General features: G+C 64.4%; 21 protein-coding genes. 13 read left to right on the top strand and 8 right to left on the bottom strand.

The genetic code is table 11. The annotated features are described in order from the left end of the window. Window positions 1–260 precede the first annotated feature (260 nt). Window positions 261–2,039 (top strand): acyl-CoA dehydrogenase family protein, encoded by a 1,779-nt coding sequence (locus Q3C01_RS42330; protein WP_458151264.1) that lies wholly within the window; start codon window positions 261–263, stop codon window positions 2,037–2,039. Window positions 2,040–2,223: 184 nt separating this feature from the next. Continuing rightward, window positions 2,224–2,985: an enoyl-CoA hydratase-related protein gene (locus Q3C01_RS42325; RefSeq protein WP_458151263.1), complete on the top strand. Its 762-nt coding sequence runs from the start codon at window positions 2,224–2,226 to the stop codon at window positions 2,983–2,985. 48 nt (window positions 2,986–3,033) lie between these two features. Here Q3C01_RS42325 and Q3C01_RS42320 read toward each other — a convergent pair whose 3' ends face one another. Further along, the gene (locus tag Q3C01_RS42320; RefSeq protein WP_458151262.1) at window positions 3,034–4,107 is read right to left on the bottom strand and encodes a hypothetical protein; all 1,074 of its coding nucleotides are present in this window, start codon (window positions 4,105–4,107) and stop codon (window positions 3,034–3,036) included. 435 nt (window positions 4,108–4,542) lie between these two features. Here Q3C01_RS42320 and Q3C01_RS42315 point away from each other — a divergent pair, with 435 nt between their 5' ends. The 8 genes from Q3C01_RS42315 (at window position 4,543) to Q3C01_RS42280 (ending at window position 14,186) form a co-directional block, all read left to right on the top strand. Beyond that, window positions 4,543–6,210, top strand: a complete 1,668-nt coding sequence (locus Q3C01_RS42315; protein WP_458151261.1) for a bifunctional metallophosphatase/5'-nucleotidase — start codon at window positions 4,543–4,545, stop codon at window positions 6,208–6,210. A gap of 133 nt (window positions 6,211–6,343) precedes the next feature. Beyond that, entirely contained in the window at window positions 6,344–7,273 is a 930-nt protein-coding gene (locus Q3C01_RS42310) for a histone deacetylase family protein (protein ID WP_458151260.1), read from the top strand. 72 nt (window positions 7,274–7,345) lie between these two features. Further along, entirely contained in the window at window positions 7,346–7,597 is a 252-nt protein-coding gene (locus Q3C01_RS42305; RefSeq protein WP_027526545.1) for an exodeoxyribonuclease VII small subunit, read from the top strand. A gap of 249 nt (window positions 7,598–7,846) precedes the next feature. Further along, window positions 7,847–9,157 carry a hypothetical protein gene (locus Q3C01_RS42300; protein ID WP_458151259.1) on the top strand — a complete coding sequence of 437 codons (1,311 nt, stop codon included), beginning with the start codon at window positions 7,847–7,849 and terminating at the stop codon, window positions 9,155–9,157. Between the two features lie 357 nt (window positions 9,158–9,514). Further along, window positions 9,515–11,443: a 1-deoxy-D-xylulose-5-phosphate synthase gene (gene dxs / locus Q3C01_RS42295; RefSeq protein ID WP_458151258.1), complete on the top strand. Its 1,929-nt coding sequence runs from the start codon at window positions 9,515–9,517 to the stop codon at window positions 11,441–11,443. A 188-nt stretch (window positions 11,444–11,631) separates the two neighbouring features. Then, window positions 11,632–12,186, top strand: coding sequence for a nucleoside 2-deoxyribosyltransferase (locus Q3C01_RS42290; RefSeq protein ID WP_458151257.1), 555 nt, complete (start codon window positions 11,632–11,634; stop codon window positions 12,184–12,186). 25 nt (window positions 12,187–12,211) lie between these two features. Continuing rightward, complete coding sequence (locus Q3C01_RS42285; protein WP_458151256.1) at window positions 12,212–12,946, top strand: TlyA family RNA methyltransferase; 735 nt, start codon at window positions 12,212–12,214, stop codon at window positions 12,944–12,946. Continuing rightward, entirely contained in the window at window positions 12,939–14,186 is a 1,248-nt protein-coding gene (locus tag Q3C01_RS42280; RefSeq protein ID WP_458151255.1) for a class I SAM-dependent RNA methyltransferase, read from the top strand. Before Q3C01_RS42285 ends, Q3C01_RS42280 begins: the two co-directional genes overlap by 8 nt. Before the next feature lie 37 nt (window positions 14,187–14,223). Here Q3C01_RS42280 and Q3C01_RS42275 read toward each other — a convergent pair whose 3' ends face one another. The 5 genes from Q3C01_RS42275 to Q3C01_RS42255 are packed head-to-tail and all read right to left on the bottom strand — an operon-like array spanning window position 14,224 to window position 19,153. Further along, window positions 14,224–15,075 carry an ABC transporter permease gene (locus Q3C01_RS42275; RefSeq protein WP_458151254.1) on the bottom strand — a complete coding sequence of 284 codons (852 nt, stop codon included), beginning with the start codon at window positions 15,073–15,075 and terminating at the stop codon, window positions 14,224–14,226. A 2-nt stretch (window positions 15,076–15,077) separates the two neighbouring features. After that, window positions 15,078–15,926, bottom strand: coding sequence for an ABC transporter ATP-binding protein (locus Q3C01_RS42270; RefSeq protein WP_458151253.1), 849 nt, complete (start codon window positions 15,924–15,926; stop codon window positions 15,078–15,080). Further along, the gene (locus tag Q3C01_RS42265; protein ID WP_458151252.1) at window positions 15,923–16,969 is read right to left on the bottom strand and encodes an ABC transporter substrate-binding protein; all 1,047 of its coding nucleotides are present in this window, start codon (window positions 16,967–16,969) and stop codon (window positions 15,923–15,925) included. Before Q3C01_RS42265 ends, Q3C01_RS42270 begins: the two co-directional genes overlap by 4 nt. 37 nt (window positions 16,970–17,006) lie before the next feature. Then, the gene (locus Q3C01_RS42260; RefSeq protein WP_458151251.1) at window positions 17,007–18,221 is read right to left on the bottom strand and encodes a CaiB/BaiF CoA transferase family protein; all 1,215 of its coding nucleotides are present in this window, start codon (window positions 18,219–18,221) and stop codon (window positions 17,007–17,009) included. Beyond that, window positions 18,218–19,153 carry a hydroxymethylglutaryl-CoA lyase gene (locus tag Q3C01_RS42255; protein ID WP_458151250.1) on the bottom strand — a complete coding sequence of 312 codons (936 nt, stop codon included), beginning with the start codon at window positions 19,151–19,153 and terminating at the stop codon, window positions 18,218–18,220. Before Q3C01_RS42255 ends, Q3C01_RS42260 begins: the two co-directional genes overlap by 4 nt. A gap of 83 nt (window positions 19,154–19,236) precedes the next feature. Between Q3C01_RS42255 and Q3C01_RS42250 the strand changes: the two genes are divergently transcribed. Beyond that, window positions 19,237–20,043: a GntR family transcriptional regulator gene (locus Q3C01_RS42250; protein ID WP_458151249.1), complete on the top strand. Its 807-nt coding sequence runs from the start codon at window positions 19,237–19,239 to the stop codon at window positions 20,041–20,043. A 489-nt stretch (window positions 20,044–20,532) separates the two neighbouring features. Then, window positions 20,533–20,826: a hypothetical protein gene (locus tag Q3C01_RS42245; protein WP_458151248.1), complete on the top strand. Its 294-nt coding sequence runs from the start codon at window positions 20,533–20,535 to the stop codon at window positions 20,824–20,826. 242 nt (window positions 20,827–21,068) lie between these two features. Here Q3C01_RS42245 and Q3C01_RS42240 read toward each other — a convergent pair whose 3' ends face one another. Next, complete coding sequence (locus tag Q3C01_RS42240; RefSeq protein WP_458151247.1) at window positions 21,069–21,557, bottom strand: GNAT family N-acetyltransferase; 489 nt, start codon at window positions 21,555–21,557, stop codon at window positions 21,069–21,071. A 155-nt stretch (window positions 21,558–21,712) separates the two neighbouring features. Between Q3C01_RS42240 and Q3C01_RS42235 the strand changes: the two genes are divergently transcribed. Then, entirely contained in the window at window positions 21,713–22,561 is an 849-nt protein-coding gene (locus tag Q3C01_RS42235) for a nucleotidyltransferase domain-containing protein (RefSeq protein WP_458151246.1), read from the top strand. A 52-nt stretch (window positions 22,562–22,613) separates the two neighbouring features. Here Q3C01_RS42235 and Q3C01_RS42230 read toward each other — a convergent pair whose 3' ends face one another. Further along, complete coding sequence (locus Q3C01_RS42230; RefSeq protein ID WP_458151245.1) at window positions 22,614–23,471, bottom strand: DUF1194 domain-containing protein; 858 nt, start codon at window positions 23,469–23,471, stop codon at window positions 22,614–22,616. Window positions 23,472–23,603: the final 132 nt, after the last annotated feature.

The following is a 23,603-nucleotide window of genomic DNA, read 5'->3' as shown; positions in this document are numbered from 1 at the left end:
GCCCCAACACGACCTTCGGGAACGGCGCCAGAACCGGCGGATTCCCTTCGGGTCCCGCCGGTCTACAGAGAGTAGACGACCATTTCAACCGCCTCCGCGCAAATTGGCCGGCGGCGGGCACCGTCTGCGTCACACTCTATTATGCGAGCCCTGCCCGCGCCGGTCCTGGCCTCCCAGTCACGAAACTTGGCCCTCCCGGCCATTGAGACCTCGGCGGTTTCGTGGGAATACGGCGCCAACGAGGTTTCCGGGAGTACGCCATGACCTACCGCGCGCCGATCAACGACATGCTGCTATCGCTCAACCACGGCGCGGGCCTCAAGGCCGCCGTGGAGGCCGGCCATTATGGCGATTTCGACGCCGATATCGCATCGGCCGTGCTGGAGGAAGCCGGCAAGTTCGCGACCGACGTGCTCGCGCCACTCAACCGCGTCGGCGACGAGAATGGCATCAAGCTCGACGACGGCAAGGTCACGACCGCACCCGGCTGGCCGGATGCCTACAAGCGCTGGACGGATGGCGGCTGGAACGCGGTGTCGGGGCCAGAGGCGTTCGGCGGCCAAGGTTTGCCGCTCGCGATCAACGCGGCCTGCACCGAGATCTGGAGCGCCTCCAACGTCGCCTTCGGCCTCTGCCCGCTGCTCACGGCTTCCGCGATCGAGGCGCTGGAGGCGCATGGCAGCGACGAGTTGAAGCAGATCTATCTGGAAAAGCTCGTCACCGGCGAATGGACCGGCACGATGCAGCTCACCGAGCCACAGGCCGGCTCCGACGTCGGAGCGCTGCGCACCCGCGCCGAGCGGCAGGCCGACGGCACCTATCGCATCAAGGGGACGAAGATCTTCATCACCTATGGCGAGCACGACATGACCGACAATATCGTGCATTTCGTGCTCGCGCGCCTGCCTGATGCGCCTGCGGGCACCAAGGGAATTTCACTGTTCCTCGTTCCAAAGCTCATGGTCAATGCCGACGGCTCGCTCGGCGCCCGCAACGACATCTATGCGTCCGGTGTCGAGCACAAGCTCGGCATGCACGCTTCTCCCACCTGCACCATGACCATGGGCGATCATGGCGGCGCGATCGGCTTTCTGATCGGCGAAGAGAACCAGGGCATGCGCTGCATGTTCACGATGATGAACCAGGCCCGCCTCGGCGTCGGCCTCGAAGGCGTCGGCGTCGCCGACCGCGCCTATCAACAGGCCCTGGATTACGCGCAGGAGCGCAAGCAGGGTCGCGCCCTCGGCAAAAAGGGCGACGGCTCCGATGCCATCATCGTGCATCCCGACGTCAAGCGCATGCTGATGCGGATGCGCGCACAGACCGCGGCCGCGCGCACCATCTGCTATGCGACGGCGGTCGCAATCGACGTTTCGACGCGCGCCAGGGATCCCGGCGTGCGGGTCGAGGCCGCGGCGCGCGCGGCGCTGCTGACGCCGATCGCAAAGGCCTATTCGACCGACGTCGGCAACGAGGTCGCCTATCTCGGCGTCCAGGTGCATGGCGGCATGGGTTTCATCGAAGAGACCGGCGCGGCCCAGCACTATCGCGACGCGCGCATCACCGCGATCTATGAAGGCACCAACGGCATCCAGGCGATCGACCTCGTCACGCGCAAGCTCGCGGCCAACGGCGGTTCTGCGGTCTGGGCGCTGCTCGGCGAGCTCTCCGGCATCATCAAGCAGGTCGAGGCCTCCAACGATCCCGCCTTCGGCACCACCGGCGTCAAATTGCGCGAGGCGCTGGACGCGCTCAAGCGTACCAGCAAGTGGCTCCTGGAGCGGCTGGCCGAGGCGCCGAACGACGCGCTGGCCGGCGCGACGCCCTATCTCCAGCAGTTCGGTGCGACGCTCGGCGGCTGCATGCTGGCAAGCGAGGCACTCGCGGCCAAGAGTGACGGCAACCCTGACGCGCCCCGCTACGTCTCGCTCGCCCGCTTCTTCGCCGAAAACATCACGGTGCAGGCGAGCTCGCTGGAGCGCACCGTGACGGAGAGCGCGGAGTCGGTCGCGGCGGCGGACGCGGTGCTGCTGGGGTAAGCGGCGGCACTATTCGTTCCGTCCCCCCCCCCCCCGCGCAACGGCAACGGGGGTGGTATGCACCAACCAACCGTTGAAAGCGGGAACCCCAGGTTTGGCAGCTCCGCAAGATGATGTAGGCTGGCGGCAAAACGACAGAGCCGGCGGCGACGGCGCCGCAGGCCGTTATTGGGGACTGGGAAGCATGACCGGCCAGATCATTGTTACGCACGAAGGCGCGATGCGCGTGATCACGTTGCGGCGGCCGGACAAGAGAAACGCGGTCACGCAAGCCATGTACCGTGACATCGGCCACGCCATCGACACGGCACAGAACAACCCGGACATCCGCTGCCTCATCATCACAGGCGGCTCCGGCGCGTTCAGCGCGGGCAACGATCTCGAGGAGTTCCTGGCCGATGCCACGGCGAGCCCCGAGGTGCCGAGAGCCTCCAACGCCATCAAGCTGCTCTATTCGCTCGCCCACAATGTGAAACCGATCATCGCCGCCGTCGATGGCGTCGCGATCGGAATCGGCACGACCATGCTGTTCCATTGCGACTATGTGCTCGCATCGACGGCTGCGACCTTCAGGACGCCGTTCGTACCGCTCGGACTGATCCCGGAGGGCGCGTCCACCCTCTTGATGCCGCACACCATGGGCTATCAGCGCGCCTTCGCAATGCTGGTGATGGGGCGGACCTTCGACGCAGAGGAGGCCCAGGCTGCGGGATTCGTCAATGTCGTGGTCTCGCCCGGACATACCGAGGCCGAAGCCAAGAAGGTGGGACGCGAGATTTGCAGACTGCCGGCAGATGCGGTCGCGACCTCGCGCAAATTGCTGCGCCTGCCGCCGGAAGAGCTGACGCGCCGCATCGACCAGGAGAGCCATCTCTTCGGCGAACGAATACGCTCTCCGGAAGCGATCGCTGCGATCAAGGCGTTTTTCGCGAGGAAGAGGCGTTAGAGAGAACAGGGTCGCCGCAGCGTCGAAGAATGCCGACGAACCCTAGCTTCAGGTCCGGTAGGGTCGAACAATATCACGCCAGGATCGACCATCGAAGATTTGTACATCTTCCAAACTGGCTACCGCGAGGACACCATCTGCGGTGTCCATGTGGCCGCGCGCGCCAACGCGATGCGCGCGCTGCACTTTTCCATCGACGAACCGATCCAGGCCGTAATCGGATACAAGCCACAGCTGACCATCGAACCAGCGCGCGTCGTTGTAGGGAACCGTGGATTCCCAAATGTGGACGCGTCGCCAGCTGTCGCGGCGTCCAGCGAACAGCGTTCCACCTTCGCCGGAGATATACACCTCGTCGTCCCCGGCGCAACAGACCGTAAAGAGCGGCCACCGTGACGGAAACCGGCATTGAGACCAGCCTCGGCCGTCATAGTGCCATACATCGCCTTTCCCGCCGACGGCATAGATATCATCCTCGGCAAAACCGTCGATATCGTTAAAGCCGATTGCGACCACTTCCTCGACGTCGAGCTTCCGCGTCTGAGTCGGGAGGCCCACGTCCAATCGCTCCCAGCAGCCTATGTCGATTCTCCGATAGACGTCGCGGTTCAGACCAACCGTGTAAGCGCGATTGCCGATGCAACGACCCCGGTTGCCCACAAAGCTCTGCCCTGTGGGGTTCACCTTCTCCATTGCCCTTTGATTGCTTCCCATTGCGAACGCATCACCGTTAGAGCTGAGCGCAATCCCCTGTCCGAGCGGCGCGCGGACAGCAACGCAACGTGTGAGCTGGAAGCCAATCAGACCCTGGTAAGCCCATTTCTCCGCTGGGTCACTTTCGTTCAAATAGAATGCGACGAGGCGCGAGGCGATATCATGGTCCCAGGTGTGGCTGGCCTGCTCAATTGGAATTGACTGACGGAGCACAACATAGACAATGTGGCGATCGCGAACGGCGACATCGACAATATCCCACCCCTTGAACGCCCTGAGCCATGCCTCCCGATCCAGAAAGACCTCTCGGTCTTGGCTCTGGTCCGTCTCGGAGCTTATGGCCAGCGCCGGCAATGCCACCGTCCCGGCGGCACTGGTCAGCAAGGTGCGGCGGCTCAGATTAGTCATGAGGGTCTGTCTGGTGTCGCTGATTGACGTTCGGTACGATGAATTCGCTGCAGGGCGCGCCACCCACCTCGACCCGTTAGTCGCCCCAGCGGTGGTTGGCGTTCATTGGTCGAAGCCCGAGAAACAGGCCCGTCGCGACCAGTCGTGATCACGGCAGGAACTGGCGCCGGTCCGAGCGCGGTCGATCGTAGGCCAGCCGCAGCGCATGCGCTTGTCCCGAGGCGAACAAGATTTGTTCGGAAACGAATTTTTGGACAGCGGGATCCAGTCCGGCAACAAGTGAGACTGCCCATCGCGGTTCGACGACGCCGCGCTATCGAACCCAACGGGGACTTGCAGCACCCGTGATGGCTCGCATCGATGTCGAGCCCCGGAATGCCGAGTGGAAGCAACAAGCTTCGTGAAATCTTCCCGCGGAAAGTTTAGGCTCGTTCCATGCGACACCTGCTTCGCCTGATTCCGGCCGCTCTCGCCTTTGCACTCGGCTGCGCCCTGCCCGCTCTTGCCCAGGGCTCGCCACCGGTCGAGCTGCGCATTCTCGCGATCAACGACTTCCACGGCAATCTCAAGCCGCCGCCCGGCGGTATCCGCATCGGCGATCCCGAGGACAAGGCGAAGAAGGTGACGGTCGCAGCGGGCGGCGCCGAGTACATGGCGACACTGGTCAAGCAGCTTCGCGAGGGTCGCAAGAACACGATCTTCGTCGCGGCCGGAGATCTCATCGGGGCAAGCCCGTTTTTGTCGGCGATGTTTCACGACGAGCCGTCGGTCGAATCGCTGTCGATGATGGGGCTTGCGATTACCTCGGTCGGCAATCACGAGTTCGACGAGGGCAAGGCCGAGCTGCTCAGGATGCAGAACGGCGGCTGCCATCCCGATGACGGATGCCAGGGGCCGCACCCCTTCACGGGTGCCAAATTCCACTATCTGGCGGCCTCCACCATCGAGACCGCGACCGGTAAGAGCATCCTGCCGCCCTATGAGATCAGGGAGTTCGACGGCATCCCCATCGCCTTCATCGGGCTGACGCTCAAGGGCACCGCCGGCATCGTATCGCCAGCCGGCATTGCCGGGCTCGAATTCCGCGACGAGGCCGAGACGGTGAATGCGCTCGTTCCGCAATTGAAGGCGCGCGGCGTCGAGGCGATCGTGGTCCTGATCCACGAAGGCGGCGAGCCGACCGGCGACTACAATGAATGCCCGGGCATTTCAGGGCCGATCGTCGACATCGTCAAGAAATTCGACCGCGCGGTCGACGTCGTCGTCAGCGGCCACACCCACCGTGCCTATGTCTGCAACATCGACGGCCGGCTCGTCACCAGCGGCGACAAATACGGTACGCTCGTGACCGCCATCGACGTCACGCTCGATTCCACGACGCGCGACATCGTCAGCGCGAAAGCCGAGAACGTGATCGTCGCGAACGCCTCCCTCGCCAAGGATCCCGATCAGACCGCACTGATCGAGGCCTACGACAAGCTGGCAGCCCCCATCGCCAACCGTCCGGCTGGCGCGGTGACGCAGACACTGTCGCGCGTGCCCAACGACGCCGGCGAGAGCGCGCTCGGCGACGTCATCGCCGATGCGCAGCTCGCCGCGACACGCGAGGCGAAGGACGGCGGCGCTGTCGTCGCCGTCACCAATCCCGGCGGCATCCGCACCGACATCGTGCCGAAGGAGAACGGCGCGGTGTCCTTTGGCGACGTGTTCGCGAGCCAGCCGTTCCGCAATCGCCTCGTCACCCTGACGCTCACGGGCAGCCAGCTCAAGGAGATGCTGGAGCAGCAATGGCTCGATCCGAAGCGGCCGCGGATCCTCCAGGTGTCGAACGGCTTCAGCTATGTCTGGGACGCCTCGAAGCCGTTCGGCGAGCGCGTGATGGCCGACAAGATGACGCTCGAGGGCAAGCCGATCGATCCGGCCTTGAGCTACCGCGTTACCCTCAACGACTATCTCGCCGTCGGCGGCGACGGTTTCACCGTCGCCAAGCAAGGCATCTCGCCGCAATATGGCGGCTACGATGCAGATGCGCTGTTTGCCTTCTTCAGGGCGCACGGCCCGATCGGCCCGCTGCCACCGACCCGCATCCAGCGCATCAATTGATCCGGATCAAACGGCCCGGAACAGAACCACCTTTGCCATTCCCGGCCAAACACCTACATTGCGTTTTGCATTGCCTTTTGGCGCCGGATGCGTCAAGCGACGTCAAAAGCCCGTTCGCAGTGAGCCCTACCTGATGAGCACGCTTCTTCTCTCCCACAAGGCCTGCCTCGACCACGTGACGCCGCAGGGCCATCCTGAGCGGCCGGACCGCCTGCGCGCGGTGGAGGAAGCGCTGTCGCACGAACGCTTCCAGTTCCTGGTGCGGGATCAGGCGCCGGAGGGCAATCTCGATCTCGTCACGCTCTGCCACAACGAGCATTACGTCACCGAGCTGCGCCACATCGCGCCGACCAGCGGCCAGGTCTATATCGACGGCGACACCTCAATGTCGCCGGGCACCTGGGAAGCGGTCATGCGCGGGGTCGGCGGCGCGGTCGCCGCGACCGAAGCTGTGATGGCCGGTGAGCACCGCAACGCCTTCGTCGCGGTGCGCCCGCCCGGACACCATGCCGAGATCGGCAAGCCGATGGGCTTCTGCTTCTTCGACAATGTCGCGATCGCCGCCCGCCACGCGCAACGCAAATACGGCATCAAGCGCGCGGCCATCGTCGATTTCGACGTGCACCACGGCAATGGCACACAGGACATCTTCTGGTCGGATTCGACCGTGATGTACTGCTCGACCCATCAGATGCCTCTGTTTCCGGGCACCGGCGCGCGCTCCGAGCGCGGTGATCACGACACCATCGTCAACGCGCCGCTCGCCTCCGAGGATGGCGGCCCTGAATTTCGCGACGCCTTCGAGAACTTGATCCTGCCGCAGCTGACAAAGTTCAGCCCCGAGCTTCTCATCATCTCCGCAGGGTTCGACGCGCATTACCGCGATCCGCTGGCCTCGCTGAACCTGCGCGGGGAGGACTACGCCTGGGTCACACGGAAGCTGATGGATCTCGCCGACAAGACCGCGGGCGGGCGCGTCGTTTCAGTGCTCGAGGGTGGCTATGACCTGCAAGGACTGAAAGAATCTGTTACGGCGCATGTCGGTGCCCTGATGGGCGCCTGACGACACCCGCCACATTGCGCCCGCAAAATATTGCTTCGTAACCCAGCGAAGGGCGGGCAATCGGAAACTGATATGGCCGAAAACACCCAAATCGACGTCACCAGGCTGACCTTTGAGCGTGCGATCGAGGAACTCGAAACGATCGTGAAGCGGCTCGAGGAGGGCAAGGTGCCGCTGGAAGAATCGGTGGCGATCTATGAGCGTGGCGAGGCCTTGAAGCGCCGCTGCGAGGAGCTTTTGCGCCAGGCCGAGGCTCGCGTCGACAAGATCACCACGGACGCCAGCGGCCAGGCGAGCGGCACTGCGCCCCTCGACGTCCAGTAGCCGCCTTTCCCCGATACCCCCAAGCCATTCAGAACATTCAGGGAATGCGCCCGAAGGCCGCGCAGTCAGGCTGCAAATAGCTCTTGGCCTATCCCGCGGACTGCTATAGTCCCGGGACAGAGAATGCGGACCGGGCCAATGGTCCGGACGAGCATCGACGGTTTTTCGTCGAAGAAGCACGTCAATCGGGGGAGAGAGGCTGGGGCTCCTGTCGGGGCCCCAAGGCCGGCTTGCGGGATCACAGGTTCAGTGCGCGTTCAGAACCGCCATATCATCTATGTGCAGGGCTATGATCCGCGCGGGCTCGCGCGATACTATCGCATGTTCCGCACCGAGCTGCGCAAGTTCGACCGGCTCTACCAGCTCAAGACCACGATCAGCCGGCCGCAGGATCTGAGCGAAGGCGAGATCGCGTCCTGGAGCATCGAGACCCGCGCGGACGACTGGCAGACCCGCACGGCCTACGACTTCCTGCGCTTTGAGGATTTCATCAAGCGCGACCTCGCCCAGCCGATCCGCAAGACCGTCTTCGCGGCGCTGTGGGTCTACTGCCAGCTCGTGTTCGGAGGCACCATCGCGCGTTTCGCCAAGGCGAACTGGCGATTCGCGACCTTCGTCAGCTACCCGTATCTGGTGCTGCTCGCGGAAGCGCTGTGCGCGGCCGGCATCGCATGGTTGTTCCGCAAAGGACTGGATGCATTCGGCGTCCCCGATCCTTTCAGCCTGCTCGCAGCCGCCGCATTGTTCGTTGCGCTGGTCGGCACCACGCTGAAATACACGGAGGAGAGGACCTATGTCCTCTATCTCCTGCGTGACCACGTCTGGACCTGGGAATTCGCCCATCGTCGCCAGCCGGAATGGGACCGGCGCATCGACCGCTTCGCGGAGCATTTGTGCAAGGTCGCGCGCACTACGCGCGCAGAGGAGATCGTGCTGGTTGGCCACTCCTCGGGTTCGTTCCTCGCCATCGAGATTCTGGCACGCGCGCTCAAGCTTGATCCCGCACTCGGGCAACGCGGCGTCCGCGTCATGCTGCTCACGGTCGGCGGCAATTGTCCGGTCGTCGGCTATCACGCTGCGGCACAGGATTTCCGCGATCGCCTGCGCAAGCTCGCGGTCGAGCCCTCGATCGAGTGGATCGACTGCCAGGCCCGCAAGGACGTGATGAACTTCTTCCAGTTCGATCCGATCGCGGCCCATGGCATCGACGTCGGCGCAGCGCGCTGCAATCCCGCCGCCATTGTCCCGGTGCGCTTCCGGGAGATCATCGCGCCGGAGCACTACAAATTGTTCCGCTGGCAGTTCTTCCGCGTCCATTTCCAGTTCGTGATGGCCAACGAGCGGCCACACGCCTACGACTTCTTCATGATCGTGTGCGGCCCGGTTCCCTTGCGGGAACGGATAACGATGCCGGACGCGGCGCTCGCAGTCGCGATAGGCGACCCCTCGGCCCGCGAGTTCGCCTGGCGGCGGCTGGAGCTGGAAAATTCCTGTCCCCGCGGTCAAATTCCTGCCCCGGAACTCGGCAATATGGAACCTCCGGCCCGGAGCCGGGGTTAACCAAGCCAACCCAAGGTTTGCGGGCGCATACCCTGTCCACGGGCCTAACGGGTTGGCTTTGGCGGCAGCTTTGGTGTAAAGCTGCCCGGACTATGGCTTTTTGCGAGCCTTTCGTGAGCAAGCATTGCTGACGGCAAGCGCTTCAAATCGCTAATGAAATTGGCTGGGACGGGTGACGCCGAGCTGGGTGACAGAGATCACAGGACTGAACCGGAGCGCACTTAGGCTCACTTAAGCTTGAAGAAGGGGCTTTGCCCCGCGCAGGTGGCTCCGACAGTCAGGGCTCGCGCTGCGCCAATATTATGCATACCCATCTCGCGCCGGACGGTCGTCCGGCCCTTAAAATTGGAACTCGCCGTGAACGCATACAGCAAGACGCCGCTTCTCGACACCATCCGGACGCCGGATGATCTGCGCAAGCTCAAGATCGAGCAGGTCCGCCAGGTTGCCGACGAGCTGCGGCAGGAGACCATCGACGCCGTTTCCGTGACCGGTGGTCATTTCGGCGCGGGCCTCGGCGTGGTCGAGCTCACCACCGCGATCCATTACATCTTCGATACGCCGCGCGACCGGTTGATCTGGGACGTCGGCCACCAGGCCTATCCGCACAAGATCCTGACCGGGCGGCGCGACCGCATCCGCACCTTGCGCACCGGCGGTGGCCTCTCTGGCTTCACCAAGCGCAGCGAGAGCGACTACGATCCCTTCGGCGCGGCGCACTCCTCGACCTCGATCTCGGCCGGCCTCGGCATGGCGGTCGCCCGCGACCTCTCCGGGGGGAAGAACAACGTCATCTCGGTGATCGGCGATGGCGCGATGTCCGCCGGCATGGCCTATGAGGCTATGAACAATGCGGGCGCGATGAACTCCCGCCTGATCGTCATCCTCAACGACAACGACATGTCGATCGCCCCGCCGGTTGGCGCAATGAGCGCGTACCTGTCGCGGCTCTACTCCGGCAAGACCTATCGCACGCTGCGCGAGGCGGCCAAGCAGATCAACAAGCGCCTGCCCAAGATCATCGCCAACCGCGCCAACCGCGTCGAGGAATACTCCCGCGGCTTCATGATGGACGGCGGCACGCTGTTCGAGGAGCTCGGCTTCTATTACGTCGGCCCGATCGACGGCCACAATCTCGACCACCTGCTCCCCGTTCTGAAGAACGTGCGCGACATGGAGACCGGCCCGATCCTGGTCCACGTCGTGACCCAGAAGGGCAAGGGCTACGGCCCGGCGGAAGCCTCCGCCGACAAATACCACGCAGTGGTCAAGTTCGACGTCGCGACCGGCACGCAGGTCAAGGCCAAACCCAATGCGCCGGCCTACCAGAACGTGTTCGGCCAGAGCCTCGTCAAGGAAGCGCAGAAGGACGACAAGATCGTCGCCATCACCGCGGCGATGCCGTCGGGCACCGGCGTCGACATCTTCAACAAGGCATTCCCCGACCGCACCTTCGACGTCGGCATCGCCGAGCAGCACGCTGTGACGTTTGCCGCAGGTCTCGCCACCGAGGGCTACAAGCCGTTCTGCGCGATCTACTCGACCTTCCTGCAACGCGGTTACGACCAGGTCGTGCATGACGTCGCGATCCAGAGCCTGCCGGTGCGCTTCGCCATCGATCGCGCCGGCCTTGTCGGCGCCGACGGCGCGACGCATGCGGGTTCCTTCGACAACGCCTATCTTGGCTGTCTGCCGAACATGGTGATCATGGCCGCCTCCGATGAGGCTGAAATGGTACACATGGTCGCCACCCAGGTCGCGATCGACGACCGTCCGAGCGCGCTGCGCTATCCGCGCGGCGAAGGCCGCGGCGTCGAGATGCCCGAGGTCGGCATTCCCCTCGAGGTCGGCAAGGGCCGCGTCGTCCGCCAAGGCAACAAGATCGCCCTGCTCTCCTTCGGCACCCGTCTTGCCGAGTGCGAGAAGGCGGCCGACGAGCTCGCCGCGCACGGCCTCTCCACCACGATCGCGGATGCGCGCTTCATGAAGCCGCTCGACACCGATCTGGTGCTCAAGCTCGCCCGCGAGCACGAGATCCTGATCACGATCGAGGAAGGCTCGGTCGGCGGCTTCGGCTCGCATGTCGCGCAGTTCCTGACCGACCAGGGCGTGCTCGACAGCGGCGCCGTGCGCTTCCGCACGATGGTGCTGCCCGACGTGTTCCTCGACCATGACACGCCGGCCGCGATGTACGGCCGCGCCGGTCTCGACGCCAAGGGCATCGTTGCCAAGGTGTTCGAGGCGCTCGGCAAGGACGTGAAGACCGAGACGGTCAAGCTCGCCTGACGGCTGTTCACCTCTCCCGCTTGCGGGAGAGGTCGGATCGCGCAAGCGATCCGGGTGAGGGCTTTCTCCTCTTGGGGGTTCTCGATTGCGGAGACACCCTCTCCCCAGCCCTCCCCCGCCAGCGGGGGAAGGAGCGCAGTATTCGCCGCGGTTCGCGGCTCGCCTGACTTCTCCTGAACGGTCACTCCATGAAAATCTATCTGGCAGGCCCCGACGTGTTCCTGCCGGATGCAGTCGAGGTTGGCCGGCGTAAGGCCGCGATCTGCGCCGCGCACGGTCTCGTCGGCCTTTATCCCCTCGACAACGCGATCGATCTCACCGTGCCCGATGCTTCGCGGCAGATCTTCGCCGCCAACGAGGCGATGATGGATGCGGCCGACGCCATCATCGCCAATCTTACACCCTTCCGCGGCGCCGGCGCCGATCCCGGCACCGTCTACGAGTTCGGCTACATGGCGGGCCGCGGCAAGCTGTGCCTCGCCTATTCGAACGATCCCGCCATTTATGCCGACCGCCTCAGTCGCTTCATGGACATCACCACTGAGGACGGCCGCCTGGTCGATGCGCAGTGGCTGACGATCGAGGATTTTGGTCTGGTCGACAACCTCATGATGATCCACGCGCTGGAGCTGCACGGCTGCCCGCTGGTGACGCCGGCCGAGATGCCCGTCGACGTCTGGCACGATCTCGCCGCGTTCGAGACTTGCGTCCGGATGGCGGCCGCGCGACGCTTGCTTACATGAGCGCTTTGGTCGTCCGGAGAGCCTGATGTCCCCTCCCCGCAAGCGCGCGGATGTTTTGCTGGTCGAGCGCGGCCTGTTCGAGAGCCGGGCGCGGGCACGCGCCGCAATCGAGGCCGGGCTCGTCACCGCCAATGACAAGCCCGTCACAAAGCCCTCCGAGGCGATCGCGGAGGACGCAGTGCTCCTGGCCGAGCCGGCGCATCCTTATGTCTCGCGCGGCGGCGTCAAGCTCGCTGATGCGCTGGAGCGCTATCCCATCGAGATCGAGGACCACGTCTGCCTCGACGTCGGTGCCTCCACCGGTGGCTTCACCGAGGTGCTGCTGGCGAACGGCGCGAGCCTCGTCTTCGCGCTCGATGTCGGGCGCGAGCAATTGCATTCGTCGCTGCGCGGTCACCCCAAGGTCGTCTCGATGGAGGAGACCGACATCCGCTCCTACGAAGGCAAGCGCCTGCCGGCACGGCCCGATATCGTCGTCATCGACGTCAGCTTCATCTCGCTGAAGACGGTGCTGCCGGTGGCGCTGTCGCTGGCGGCGGCACCGATGAGCCTGCTCGCGCTGATCAAGCCGCAATTCGAGGCCGAGCGGAAGCACAACAAAAAGGGGATTATCCGCGACGCCACCGTGCATCAGGAGATCTGCGACGACATCGCGGCCTTCGCCGCCTCGCTCGGCTGCATCGATATCGAGGTGTTCCCCTCGCCGATCACGGGTGGCGACGGCAACATCGAATTCTTCCTGGGCGCGCGCCGTGGTTGAACGTCTGACGATCGATCATGTCGGCCATCGCGGCGACGGTGTCTGCCTCGATGAGCGCGAGGCGATCTACGTGCCCTACGCACTCGGGGGCGAGACCGTCGAGGTCGAGCAGGTTCCCGGCCACCATCCCGACCGCCGCAAGCTGCTCGCGGTGGATGTGGCAAGTCCCGAGCGCATCGCGCCGTTCTGCCCGCATTTCGGCGTCTGCGGCGGCTGTGCGATCCAGCATTGGGCGGCCGCGCCGTACCAGGCCTGGAAGCGCAACATCGTGGTCGAGACGCTGGCACAGGCTGGCGTCGCGTGCGAGGTGGCACCTCTGGTCGATGCGCATGGCGCGGGCCGGCGGCGGATCACGCTGCATGGCCGGCTCGGCACGCATGAGATCCTGAAAGTCGGCTTTGCCGCAACGAACTCGCATGACGTCATCCCGATCCATCGCTGTCCGATCCTCGATCCTGCGCTCGAAGGCGCGCTCGATGCTGCCTGGGCGATCGCCGAGCCGCTGACGTCGAAGATGGCGGTGACCAAGCCGCTCGACATCCAGGTCACCGCGACCGAGAACGGCCTCGATGTCGATGTGCGCGGTTCGGGTCCGCTGCCGGCAGCGATGATCACGGCGCTCTCGGGCGTCGCCGAGCAGCATCGGCTCGCGCGGCTGACGCGGCATGGCGAGCTCGTGCTGCAACGGCTGCCGCCGACGCTGCGCATGGGCCGCGCAGAGGTGACGCTGCCGCCCGGCTCCTTCCTCCAGGCGACTGTCGCAGGCGAAGAGACGTTGGCCGCACTGGTGAGCGAGCGCGTCGGCAAGGCGAAGGAGATCGCCGATCTCTTCTGCGGTGTCGGTCCCTTTGCCTTGAGACTTGCGGAGAAGGCTCGCGTCACGGCCTATGACAGCGACGCCGGCGCCGTCGCAGCGCTCGCGAAAGCGGCGCGCACCCCAGGCCTGAAACCGATCACGGCCGCGCCGCGCGACCTGTTCCGCCGTCCCCTCGTGCCACAGGAGCTGCGCGAGTTCGAAACCGTCGTGTTCGACCCGCCACGCCAGGGCGCGCAGGCGCAGGCGTTGAAACTCGCCGCAAGCAAGGTGCCGGTCGTGATCGCCGTGTCCTGCAACGTCGCAACGTTCGCACGCGATGCGCGGCTCCTGATCGACGGCGGCTACAAGCTCGAGACCGTGGTGCCGGTCGACCAGTTCCGCCACACGCCGCATGTCGAGCTGGTCGCGCGGTTCAGCCGCTAACGACGAAAGCCGATTGCCTCGCCGGTCCGCCAGGCCCTTATGCTGATGGCTCGAACTGCGGCTGCCAGCGCAGCAGGTAGGATTGCAGCGAGCGCACGGCAACCGCCAGCAAAATTCCGACGAACATCATGACGAAGATGGCGACCATCATCTCGCTGGCGTCGGCGCGTGCCTCGGCTTCGATGATGAGCTTGCCGAGCCCGCGTTCGGCGCCGATAAACTCGCCGACGATGACGCCGATCAGCGCAAAAGACACCGCTGGCAGGAGCGAAGCGAACACCCAGGCGAGCGCGGACGGGATCACCACGGTGCGCAGCACGGTGAACTCGCTGGCGCCGAGCAGACGGGCCGCAGCGATCTGGTCGCGATCGACCGCGCGCGTCCCCTCGAAGGTGTTGAAGAACACCACGAAGAATACGACCAGCCAGGCAGTCGCGATCTTGGAGAGATCGCCGAGGCCGAAGATCAGGATGACGAGCGGCACCAGCGCGATGCGCGGGATGGAGTTGAGCGCCACGATGTAGGGGCCGAAGACGCGGGCCAGGAAATCCGAGCGGCCGAGGATCAGGCCCGCCGCGATTCCGCTCGCCGATCCGAACAAGAATCCCCACCAGGTGTTCTTCAACGTAACCAGCGTGGCGAGCCACAAATTATTATCGTTGCCCCTCATGCAGGCAGCAAAGCCGCCGGCATCGGCAAAGCAGCCAAGCCGCAGGAAGCTCTGCCAGATCAGCGACGGCTTTGCCACGAAATAGGGATCCAGGATTTTTGGCACGTAAGCCTTCGGCAGCAGCGCCTTGCTCCATTCAAAGCCCCACTGCCAGATGATGAGAACAGCTGCGAGAATGGCCAGTTGCCAGAAAAGGATCACGGTGCGGCTTTTCGCCATGGTCAGTCAGCCCTGGTGCGGCGAAATTCTTCGCCGAGCGAATGCCAGATGTGGGAATAGAGGCGGCCAAATTCGGCGGTCTCGCGCACGGCCACGGGATCGCGCGGCCGCGGGATGGCGACGTCGAAATCCTCCTTGAGCCGCCCGGGCCGCGCCGAGAGCAGGATGATGCGGCTCGCCAGAGTCAGGGCCTCGCCGAGGTCGTGCGTCACGAACAGCACGGTCTGTCGCTCACGCTCCCAGATCTCCAACAGCGTCTTGTGCATCTCGAGCTTGGTGTGGGTGTCGAGCGCACCGAAGGGTTCGTCCATCAGCAGGATCTCGGGCTCCAGGATCAGCGTCCGCATCAAGGCAACGCGCTGCCGCATGCCGCCGGAAAGCATACGCGGAAAGCTCTGCGCAAAACCCTTGAGCCCGGCTTTCTCGACAGCCAAAGCGACGCGCCGGGCGCGCTCGGCCTTCAGCAGCCCCGCGATCTCCAGCCCATAGCCGATGTTCTGCTCCACGGTCCGCCAGGGAAACAGTGTGTCGCGCTGGAAGACGTAGCCGACCCTGGAGTTGACCTTGCCGGTCTCGACGGTGTCGTCGTCGATCAGAATGCGTCCGCTCGAGCGCGGCAACAGCCCCGCGACCATGTTGAGGATGGTGCTCTTGCCGCAGCCCGATGGTCCGAGCAACGCGACGAATTCGCCCTGCTTGACCTCGAAGGACACGTCATCGACCGCCACGAACTCGCGGCCGCTCGCGTTGAAGCGTTTGGCCAGACCTTGCACGGCGATGCGCGTGCGCGCCGCGGCCCTGTCATCGTCGTCTCTCGCGCGCGCGAGGCCCGGGCTGGGTGCGGCCATCATTTGTATTTCGCCCCGGCTGCCTCGAGGAAACTCATGTCGACGACATCCTCGTACTTGGTCTCGGGAATGTCGGTGCCCTTACGGTACCAGGGCTTGGCGCCGCGTTCGAACGAGACCTTGTCGATGACCCCGTCATAGGCCCAGGTCGACTTGTCGAAGCCGAGCTCGGCGCTGATCGCATCGGGGTCGATGCCGGAGAAATATTTCGGCGTGACCAGCGCCTGCACGTCCGCGAGCGGCGTCGCCTTCACGAAGGCCATCGCGCGGTAGATCGCGTTGACATAGGCCTGCACCATCGCCTTGTCCTGTTCGACCGTGTCCTGAAGTGTGTAGATTACGAGCACGGGCAGCGTGCCGCCGAAATCCTTCTCGAACACGCCGGGTTTTGACGTGTCGTAGAGGATCCTGCCAAAACCCTTCTTCTCGACCTCGACGATCCAGCTCGGCGGCGCCATGATGGCGTCGAACTGCTTGGTCTGGAGCGAGGGGAACATCGTGTTCGGCCCTCCGCCGGCGACCCAATTCACCTTGTCGGCGAGACCGCGCGCCTCGAACACATAGGTGCCGAACACCCAGGTGCCCGAGCCGATCGCGGTGGCCGCAACGATCGGCTTGGCGCCGTCCGCGCGCTTATAGTCCGCGAGCTTCTCGACCGTGGTGATGCCGCTCTCGTAGAGATCCTGCCGGACCATGATGTTGGCGTAGGAGCACACCATCTCGGTCGCGAGCAGGATCTTGCACGGCTTGCCGCGCGCGCTGAGCTGCAACGGATGGCTGGCATCGCCATGCGCGAACAGCGCCTGCCCTGCCGCCAGCGTTTGACGACCGAACGTGCCGGCATTGCCGGTCACGAGCTTCGAATCGAGCCCTTCGTCCCTGAAATAACCCTTCAGCTCCGCGATCATGCCGATCGCGTAGACTGGCGACACCGGTCCGAAGGCGAGCGAGACCTGCTTTCCCTCCGCGTGCAATCGTCCCGCCAGCAGCGGTGCGCCGGCCAATGCGGAGCCCGCGATCAGCGCCTGGCGCCTGGTAATGCTCATGTGCTCCTCCCTGTGTTCTCTTTGATGGCGCCAAGCGTCAGGACGGTGCGACCTTGATCGTTCCAGCTTGTCGCAGCGCTTCGATTTCGTTCGGGGACAGGCCTATCTCGCTCAGGACTTCGCTCGTCTGCTCGCCGATCTGCGGCGGGTCGTAACGGTTCGGCAAGCGGCGGCCGTCCATGGAGATCGGCAACAACGGCGTTTTTGCCTCACCGCCGTCAGGCAGGTGAATGTGGGTCAGCCCACCCGACTGGTTGAGATGCGGGTCATCGAAGAGATCGCCGGGCTTGTTCACCGGAGCATAGGGCAGATCGAGCTGCTCAAGGCGCGCGGCGAGATCGGCCTTGTCCCATTGCTTGAAGATCTTTGCGATCTCGGGGATCAGCCAGCCGCGATGGTCGACGCGGTCATTGCTCGTCGCAAAGCGCGGATCGGCAAGCCAGGCCTCGCGATCGAAAGCGCGGCAGAACGCCTCCCATTGCTCTTCACCGACGATGGTGACGAACAGCTTTGAGCCGTCCCTGGTGTCGAAGAGGTCGTAGACCGGCCAGGGGCTGTCCTTGATCGAATAGGGGATCGACGGCTGGCCGCTGACCACCTCGCACATCATGGCCTGCGCCATCAGGAACACGTTGTTCTCGTACAGTGCGCTCTGGATGTAACGACCACGGCCGGTGCGCTGCCGCTCGGCGAGCGCAGCCTGGATTGCGATCACGCCGAACATGCCGCCCATGATGTCGTTGACCGAAGCGCCGGCGCGCATCGGCCGGTCCGGCAGGCCGGTCATGTAGGCAAGACCGCCCATCATCTGCACGACCTCGTCGAGCGCAAGGCGATTCTCGTATGGACCGGGAAGATAACCTTTGAGCGAGCAATAGATCAGGCGTGGCGCAAAGGCCGCGACGCTCTCGTAGTCGAGGCCGACGCGCTTCAACAGGCCCGGCCGGAAATTCTCGATCAGGGCATCGCTATTCTCGATCAGCCGCCGCGCGATGTTCTGGCCTTCCACGGTCGACGTATCCAGCGCGATGCTGCGCTTGTTGCGGCTGTAGGTGGCGAAGAAGCCGGCGGCGGGACCCTTGAAATAGCGGGTGCGGTCACCCTTGGGCGGCTCGACCTTGATCACGTCGGCGCCGAGATCGGCGAGGATCAGCCCGCAGCTCGGCCCCATCACCATCTGGCTGAACTCGATGACGCGGAGGCCGGCCAGCGGACGAAGCTCCGATGCGTTCTCGCGCATAGAAGCCGTCATGCCGCCCTCCGCAGCACCTTGGGGATGCCCGCCTCGTGCAGATGGCCCGTCAGATACTTTGCCGGGATATGTCGGGCGAGAATCTCGCGCGTTTGCATCAGGCGATCGAGGTCGATGCCGGTGGAAAGGCCCATCCGCTCCAGCATGAAGACGAGATCCTCGGTGACGATGTTACCGCGCGCGCCCGGGGCAAAGGGGCAGCCGCCGAGCCCGGACACCGCCGCATCGAAACGGCGGATGCCTGCCTCGAGGCCGGCGACCGCATTGGCAAGGCCCGCGCCGAGCGTGTCATGCAGATGCAGCCGCAGCGTCATCTGCGATCCGACCTCGCGCCTGACGGCTTCGACGATCTGCCTGATCAGTTTGGGGGTAGCGTAGCCGACTGTGTCGGCAAGCCCGATCTCGTCGGCACGGGCTTCGGCAAAGGCACGCGCAACCCGGCACACGGCCGCTTCGCTGACCTCGCCTTCCAAGGAGCAGCCGAAGGAGGTCGAGATCGCGCCCATCAGTTGCGGTCGCTGCTCCACCAGCCGGGCGTCGATCGCGGCACGGACCGCGCGAAATCCTTTGAACTGCTCTTCGACCGAGCGGCGCACATTGGCGCGATTGTGCGTCTCACTTGCCGAGATGACGAAATAGACGGCGTTGACGCCGGCGGCGACGGCGCGCTCGGCGCCCTTCGGGTTCGGCACAAGCGCACCGATGGTCGCCGTCTTGTGCCTGAGCGCATGCGCCATCACCGCATCGACGTCGGCGAATTGCGGCACGACCTTTGGCGGCACGAAGGATCCGGCATCGATCTCACACACGCCGGCGGCAGCGATCGTGTCGATCAGCGCGCATTTGGCTTCGGTGGGAACGAACACATCCAGATTTTGGAGGCCATCGCGAGGAGCGACCTCGCATATATGGACATCCGGCGCGCGCGCCATCGGGCTTCGGCGCCAGGAATGGCGGTTCCGAGCGTGCCGAGCACCTCGCCGGCCTGATCATGGCGCTCGCCCGGCGAGAGGGCATGAAAGCCGGCGATCGCTTGATCGAACAAAGGCTTGCGGATGCGCTGGACCTTTCACGCGCGCCGATCCGGCTCGGCCTCAAGGCTTTGGAGGCGGCAGGTCTGGCGCGCGGTGAGCCGCATCGCGGCTTCGTGCTGGCGAAGAATCCGACCAGCGGCGCGGCCCAACCGGCGCTCGCGGCCGTCAGGCGCAGCGAGCAGGTCTATGCGACGATCGCGGGCGACGTGCTCGCGAGCAGGTTGCCGGCTGACGTCACCGAGGCGGAGCTGATGCGCCGCTATGATCTGAGCCGGGCCGAGCTGCAGCGGCTGCTGGATCGGATCGCGGCCGAGGGCTGGATCGCACGCCTGCCGGGCTATGGCTGGCGCTTTGCGGAGACCATCTCCAGCCCCGAAGCGCAGGCTAAGGCGATGTCGTTTCGCGCGGTGATCGAGCCCGCGGCGATCGCGCAGCCCGACTTCATGCTGCCGAAGGAGGTGATCGCCCGTTTGCGCGAGCGCCAGCTGCGCGTCCTGGAAGGCGAGCTCGAGAAGATGACGATCGGCGAGATCTATCACTCCGGCTGCGAATTCCATGAGGAGATCGTCCGCGGCGCCGGCAATCCGTTCTTCGTTGAGGCCCTCAAGCGCGTGAACTCGATCAGGCGCCTATTCGCCTATCGCAGCTTCGCCGACCGCGACGGCATGCGCCGGCACGTGCGTGAGCATTTGCGCCTGCTCGACATCCTGGAAGCGCGGCAGTATGCCGAGGCGGCGGACCTGATGGCAAGACACCTGCAGCGCCCGCTGGTGGCCGGCCTGTCTTGAGGCCTGGGCCGACGTAGCCGCTGTTTCCCTCGCAATTGCGAGCGGTGACAAAAATGTCGCATGCTCAGAAAAAGATCAATGTCCGGCTTTGGAAATGGCCGATCTTCCGGCCCCAGCCGCCCAGAATCTGCTAATGTCCGCAATTATTACCTGTTCTTTTTAATACGGAACGACTCAAGTGATCATTGAAATCGCTTGTTCTGTAATTTGCCTCGCCGCGATCCGGGCTATCTCGAAGACATACAGGCGACGGCGAGACGTACTCTATGGCCCGTATATGACCCCGGCCGATTGATCGCCGGGCGGGAAGTCGGCTTTGTCGTCAGCTTCCCCAATTCGAGACGAAACGTCCCGCCAACGTGAACGGCAGGCTCGTCGATGGCACACGTGTTTGCCACCCAAAAGAATGCGCCTGCCACCTGAATTGGCAGATAGGAAAATCCGCCTACCAGCGACTACTCTGGCAAGACATACCGCCGGAGCATTGCCATGTCGGCTCAGATTATTCAGTTCAGCAAATATCAAAAATCCCGTGAACTCGCTCGGATGCACAGCGACATCGAAACGAGCCTGGCCAAGCTAAGCGAAATGGCCGCCCAAGTGTTCAGTGCTTTACGAGACGATGCAGTCGCTGACCCCTCTGGAGTGAGCGCTCGACAGCAGACACATCCCACTGAACCGAGGCGCGACCGCCTGCCGCTTCCGTCATCTGACCTCCAGCGCGACCTTGGTCCGTACGCAGGCGGGCGACGATGGCTCAATGGACAAGACGACAATTCCTGATTGTCCGGGAATGGGATCGCTGGATCGCGAGGCAACGATCGCCGCGCTATCGAACCACGCGCAAAAAAACTCTCGAATTCTTCCTCGAACTTCAAAGCGCAAAGTCGCCCCTTCTGGATTTCAATCCGCGCGGACGCGACAAGTGGGCAATCGTGCATCGTTGGTTGGTAATTGCGGGGCGGGTGCCCGACGGTGGGCCACGCTCAAAATAGACAGCCATTCAACACGCCCCGAGACGCCTTTCAACCTGATCCTGGAGGCGCGGATCTGACGTCGTTCATGCCGGGCTCGGGCCTACGCGCGACGTAGCCGACGCGCAGGCCCGGCACGAAACCGCAACGCTCGTAGAAGCGATGCACGCGCGCGTCCTTCCGGCCGCTTTGCATGAGCACGTGGTGGCAATCCCTGGCCCAGGCAGCCTCCAGCGCTGCGGCGACGACGGCGCGCCCGTGTCCGCGCCGCTGAAATCCCGGATGTGTCACGACATTTTCGAGGAAGCCGTGCCAGCTGCCGCCGCGCAACAGGTTGGGCGCCGTGATGAGCATGCAGGTCGCAACGATCTGGCCGTCGGCTTCCGACACGAACACGGCGAGGTCGTCGCGCGAGAGTGTCTGCCGCCAGATGTCTTCGGCCCTTTCGCGAGGCTCGGCCGCCGCGCTGACGTCGGACGCCCGGAAAAGCGCCAGCAACCCCGCAAGATCCGACGTTTGCGCAAGCCTGGCGTTCGCCATCGTTTTCACCTGGTCAGGACGACGCGTCAGTCTTGCCTGCTGCCAATCCCGTTGGCAATGCGAACCATCGATCATCCCGCCGGGAGTTGACCATCCACGTCAAGAGGACCATACCCGCGACCGGAAGCACACAGCACCGTGCGGGACCTCACCCGATGGCAGCGCAGACGGACATCCGGCGCGATCCGCTCATCGAGCGGGTGGTATCCACGCTTGGCGACGTCACGGGCGTCGAGGCCATCGTGCTCGGCGGCTCGCGGGCGCGCGGGACGTCGCACGAAAACTCCGACTACGACATCGGCCTGTATTTCTCCGACAGCAGCATGCTCGACACCGATGGCCTGCAACAGGCGGCGCAGCAACTCGCCGACGATCCCGAGGCGACGACGGTCACCTCGGTCGGCGAATGGGGCCCGTGGATCGTCGGCGGCGCCTGGCTGACGGTCGAGGGGCAGAAGGTCGATCTGCTCTACCGCAACATCGATGCGGTCCGCCGCACGATGGAGGCCTGCCGCGAGGGGCAGATCAGCATGGACTATCAGCCCGGACATCCGCACGGGTTCTGCTCGGCGATCTGGATGGGTGAGATCGCCTGCTGTAAGGCGCTGCGCGACGAACGCGCGGTGATTGCTGAGCTGAAGTCGATCGCACTGCCCTATCCAAAGCCACTGCGCGACGCGCTGATCCGGCGCTTTCGGTGGGAAATCCTGTTCAGCATCGAGAACGCTGAACTCGCCGCGCTGCGCGAGGACCAGACCCACGTCGCGGGCTGCGTCTACCGCGCGCTGACCTGCGTTGCGCAGGTCCTGTTTGCGCTGAATGGAGAATATCTCATCAACGAGAAAGCAGCGCTCCAGCAGGCCGCCGAGTTTCCGCTGACCATTCCGAATCTGATGGAGGAAACGTCGGGGATCTGGCGGCGCATCGGAAATCATGCATTCGAGAGCGCGCTGGCGCACCTGCGCACGATCGAGCGCATTTTGACCGCCCTGGCATCCCGTTGACGGCTCAGTCCTCGGACGCGCCCGTTCCGAAAGGACGTTCGTCGGTCATCCCCTACCGGCCCCAGCGATCCTGCCAGATTTTTTCCCCGATCAGGCAGCTCACGCGCGGCTCCTTGTCGGCAACGTGGACGACATTGCGCTCGGGTGTGCGGCCGGCCACCTCCATCAGGAGTTTTGTGCGGATCGCCTCCTTGAACTTCTCGCGATCCTTGATCGCGATGACGAAGGAGCCGGGACCGCCGACCACGCAGTCCTCGTAGTAATAGTCGAGATTGTCGATATCCATGGTCGAATAGGACGGCTCCTTGACCATGATCGGCAGCCCGTTGATGACGATACCCTTCTCCAGCGCGGCATCGCGCGAGACCGTGACCGGCCCGCCATTGTTGTTGGGACCATCGCCCGAGATGTCGATGACGCGGCGCAGGCCGCGATAGGGATCCTCGTCGAACAGCGGAATCGCGAAATTGATCGCGCCGGAGATCGAGGTACGCGAGGCGCGCCGGATCGGCGTCTTCAGGATTTCGGCGGCAACAGCATCGGCCGTCTCGGGTCCGTCGATCAATCGCCAGGGAATGATGATCTTCTGGTCGCTGGAAGCGGCCCATTCGAAGTAGGTCACCGCGATCCGGCCGTTGGGCCCGGCCTTCAACGCCTGAAGGAATTCCTTTGATTGGATCGCCTGGGCGTAGCCCTCGCGCTGGATCGCAAGCTCGTCCATATCCATGGAGTAGGAGACGTCGACGGCGAGGATCAGCTCGACATCGACGGCCTGCGCGTCCTTGTCCGCCGCCTGCTGCTGATATCCTGGCGCTTGATGGTTTGGTCCCGGCGCCGCGACGCTCGCAGCGTCACCTCCGGCAAGCATGCCGGCGACCAGCACAGCCCCGATCGAGATTAGCAAGCGCATCGCGCCCTCCCGTCGTATGACGCGATGGTGACATGCAAATGCATTTAAGCAAAGCGCGAAGATCGCCCTCGCTTCACATTCGAGTTAGGGATGCATGCTCTAGCGCAAAGCTGCCGCAGCTCCGCCATGGTC

Source organism: Bradyrhizobium sp. UFLA05-109 (genome assembly GCF_054185165.1).
Note: the sequence above shows the minus strand (reverse complement) of the source record. Positions and strands in the feature narration are given on the sequence as shown.

Bases quoted from the DNA above. Each gene is read 5' to 3' on its own strand.
- Q3C01_RS42330 (WP_458151264.1), top strand. From the start codon at position 261: ATGACCTACCGCGCGCCGATCAACGACATGCTGCTATCGCTCAACCAC.
- Q3C01_RS42325 (WP_458151263.1), top strand. From the start codon at position 2,224: ATGACCGGCCAGATCATTGTTACGCACGAAGGCGCGATGCGCGTGATC.
- Q3C01_RS42320 (WP_458151262.1), bottom strand. From the start codon at position 4,107: ATGACTAATCTGAGCCGCCGCACCTTGCTGACCAGTGCCGCCGGGACG.
- Q3C01_RS42315 (WP_458151261.1), top strand. From the start codon at position 4,543: ATGCGACACCTGCTTCGCCTGATTCCGGCCGCTCTCGCCTTTGCACTC.
- Q3C01_RS42310 (WP_458151260.1), top strand. From the start codon at position 6,344: ATGAGCACGCTTCTTCTCTCCCACAAGGCCTGCCTCGACCACGTGACG.
- Q3C01_RS42305 (WP_027526545.1), top strand. From the start codon at position 7,346: ATGGCCGAAAACACCCAAATCGACGTCACCAGGCTGACCTTTGAGCGT.
- Q3C01_RS42290 (WP_458151257.1), top strand. From the start codon at position 11,632: ATGAAAATCTATCTGGCAGGCCCCGACGTGTTCCTGCCGGATGCAGTC.
- Q3C01_RS42285 (WP_458151256.1), top strand. From the start codon at position 12,212: ATGTCCCCTCCCCGCAAGCGCGCGGATGTTTTGCTGGTCGAGCGCGGC.
- Q3C01_RS42275 (WP_458151254.1), bottom strand. From the start codon at position 15,075: ATGGCGAAAAGCCGCACCGTGATCCTTTTCTGGCAACTGGCCATTCTC.
- Q3C01_RS42270 (WP_458151253.1), bottom strand. From the start codon at position 15,926: ATGATGGCCGCACCCAGCCCGGGCCTCGCGCGCGCGAGAGACGACGAT.
- Q3C01_RS42265 (WP_458151252.1), bottom strand. From the start codon at position 16,969: ATGAGCATTACCAGGCGCCAGGCGCTGATCGCGGGCTCCGCATTGGCC.
- Q3C01_RS42260 (WP_458151251.1), bottom strand. From the start codon at position 18,221: ATGACGGCTTCTATGCGCGAGAACGCATCGGAGCTTCGTCCGCTGGCC.
- Q3C01_RS42255 (WP_458151250.1), bottom strand. From the start codon at position 19,153: ATGGCGCGCGCGCCGGATGTCCATATATGCGAGGTCGCTCCTCGCGAT.
- Q3C01_RS42250 (WP_458151249.1), top strand. From the start codon at position 19,237: ATGAAAGCCGGCGATCGCTTGATCGAACAAAGGCTTGCGGATGCGCTG.
- Q3C01_RS42245 (WP_458151248.1), top strand. From the start codon at position 20,533: ATGTCGGCTCAGATTATTCAGTTCAGCAAATATCAAAAATCCCGTGAA.
- Q3C01_RS42240 (WP_458151247.1), bottom strand. From the start codon at position 21,557: ATGGCGAACGCCAGGCTTGCGCAAACGTCGGATCTTGCGGGGTTGCTG.
- Q3C01_RS42235 (WP_458151246.1), top strand. From the start codon at position 21,713: ATGGCAGCGCAGACGGACATCCGGCGCGATCCGCTCATCGAGCGGGTG.
- Q3C01_RS42230 (WP_458151245.1), bottom strand. From the start codon at position 23,471: ATGCGCTTGCTAATCTCGATCGGGGCTGTGCTGGTCGCCGGCATGCTT.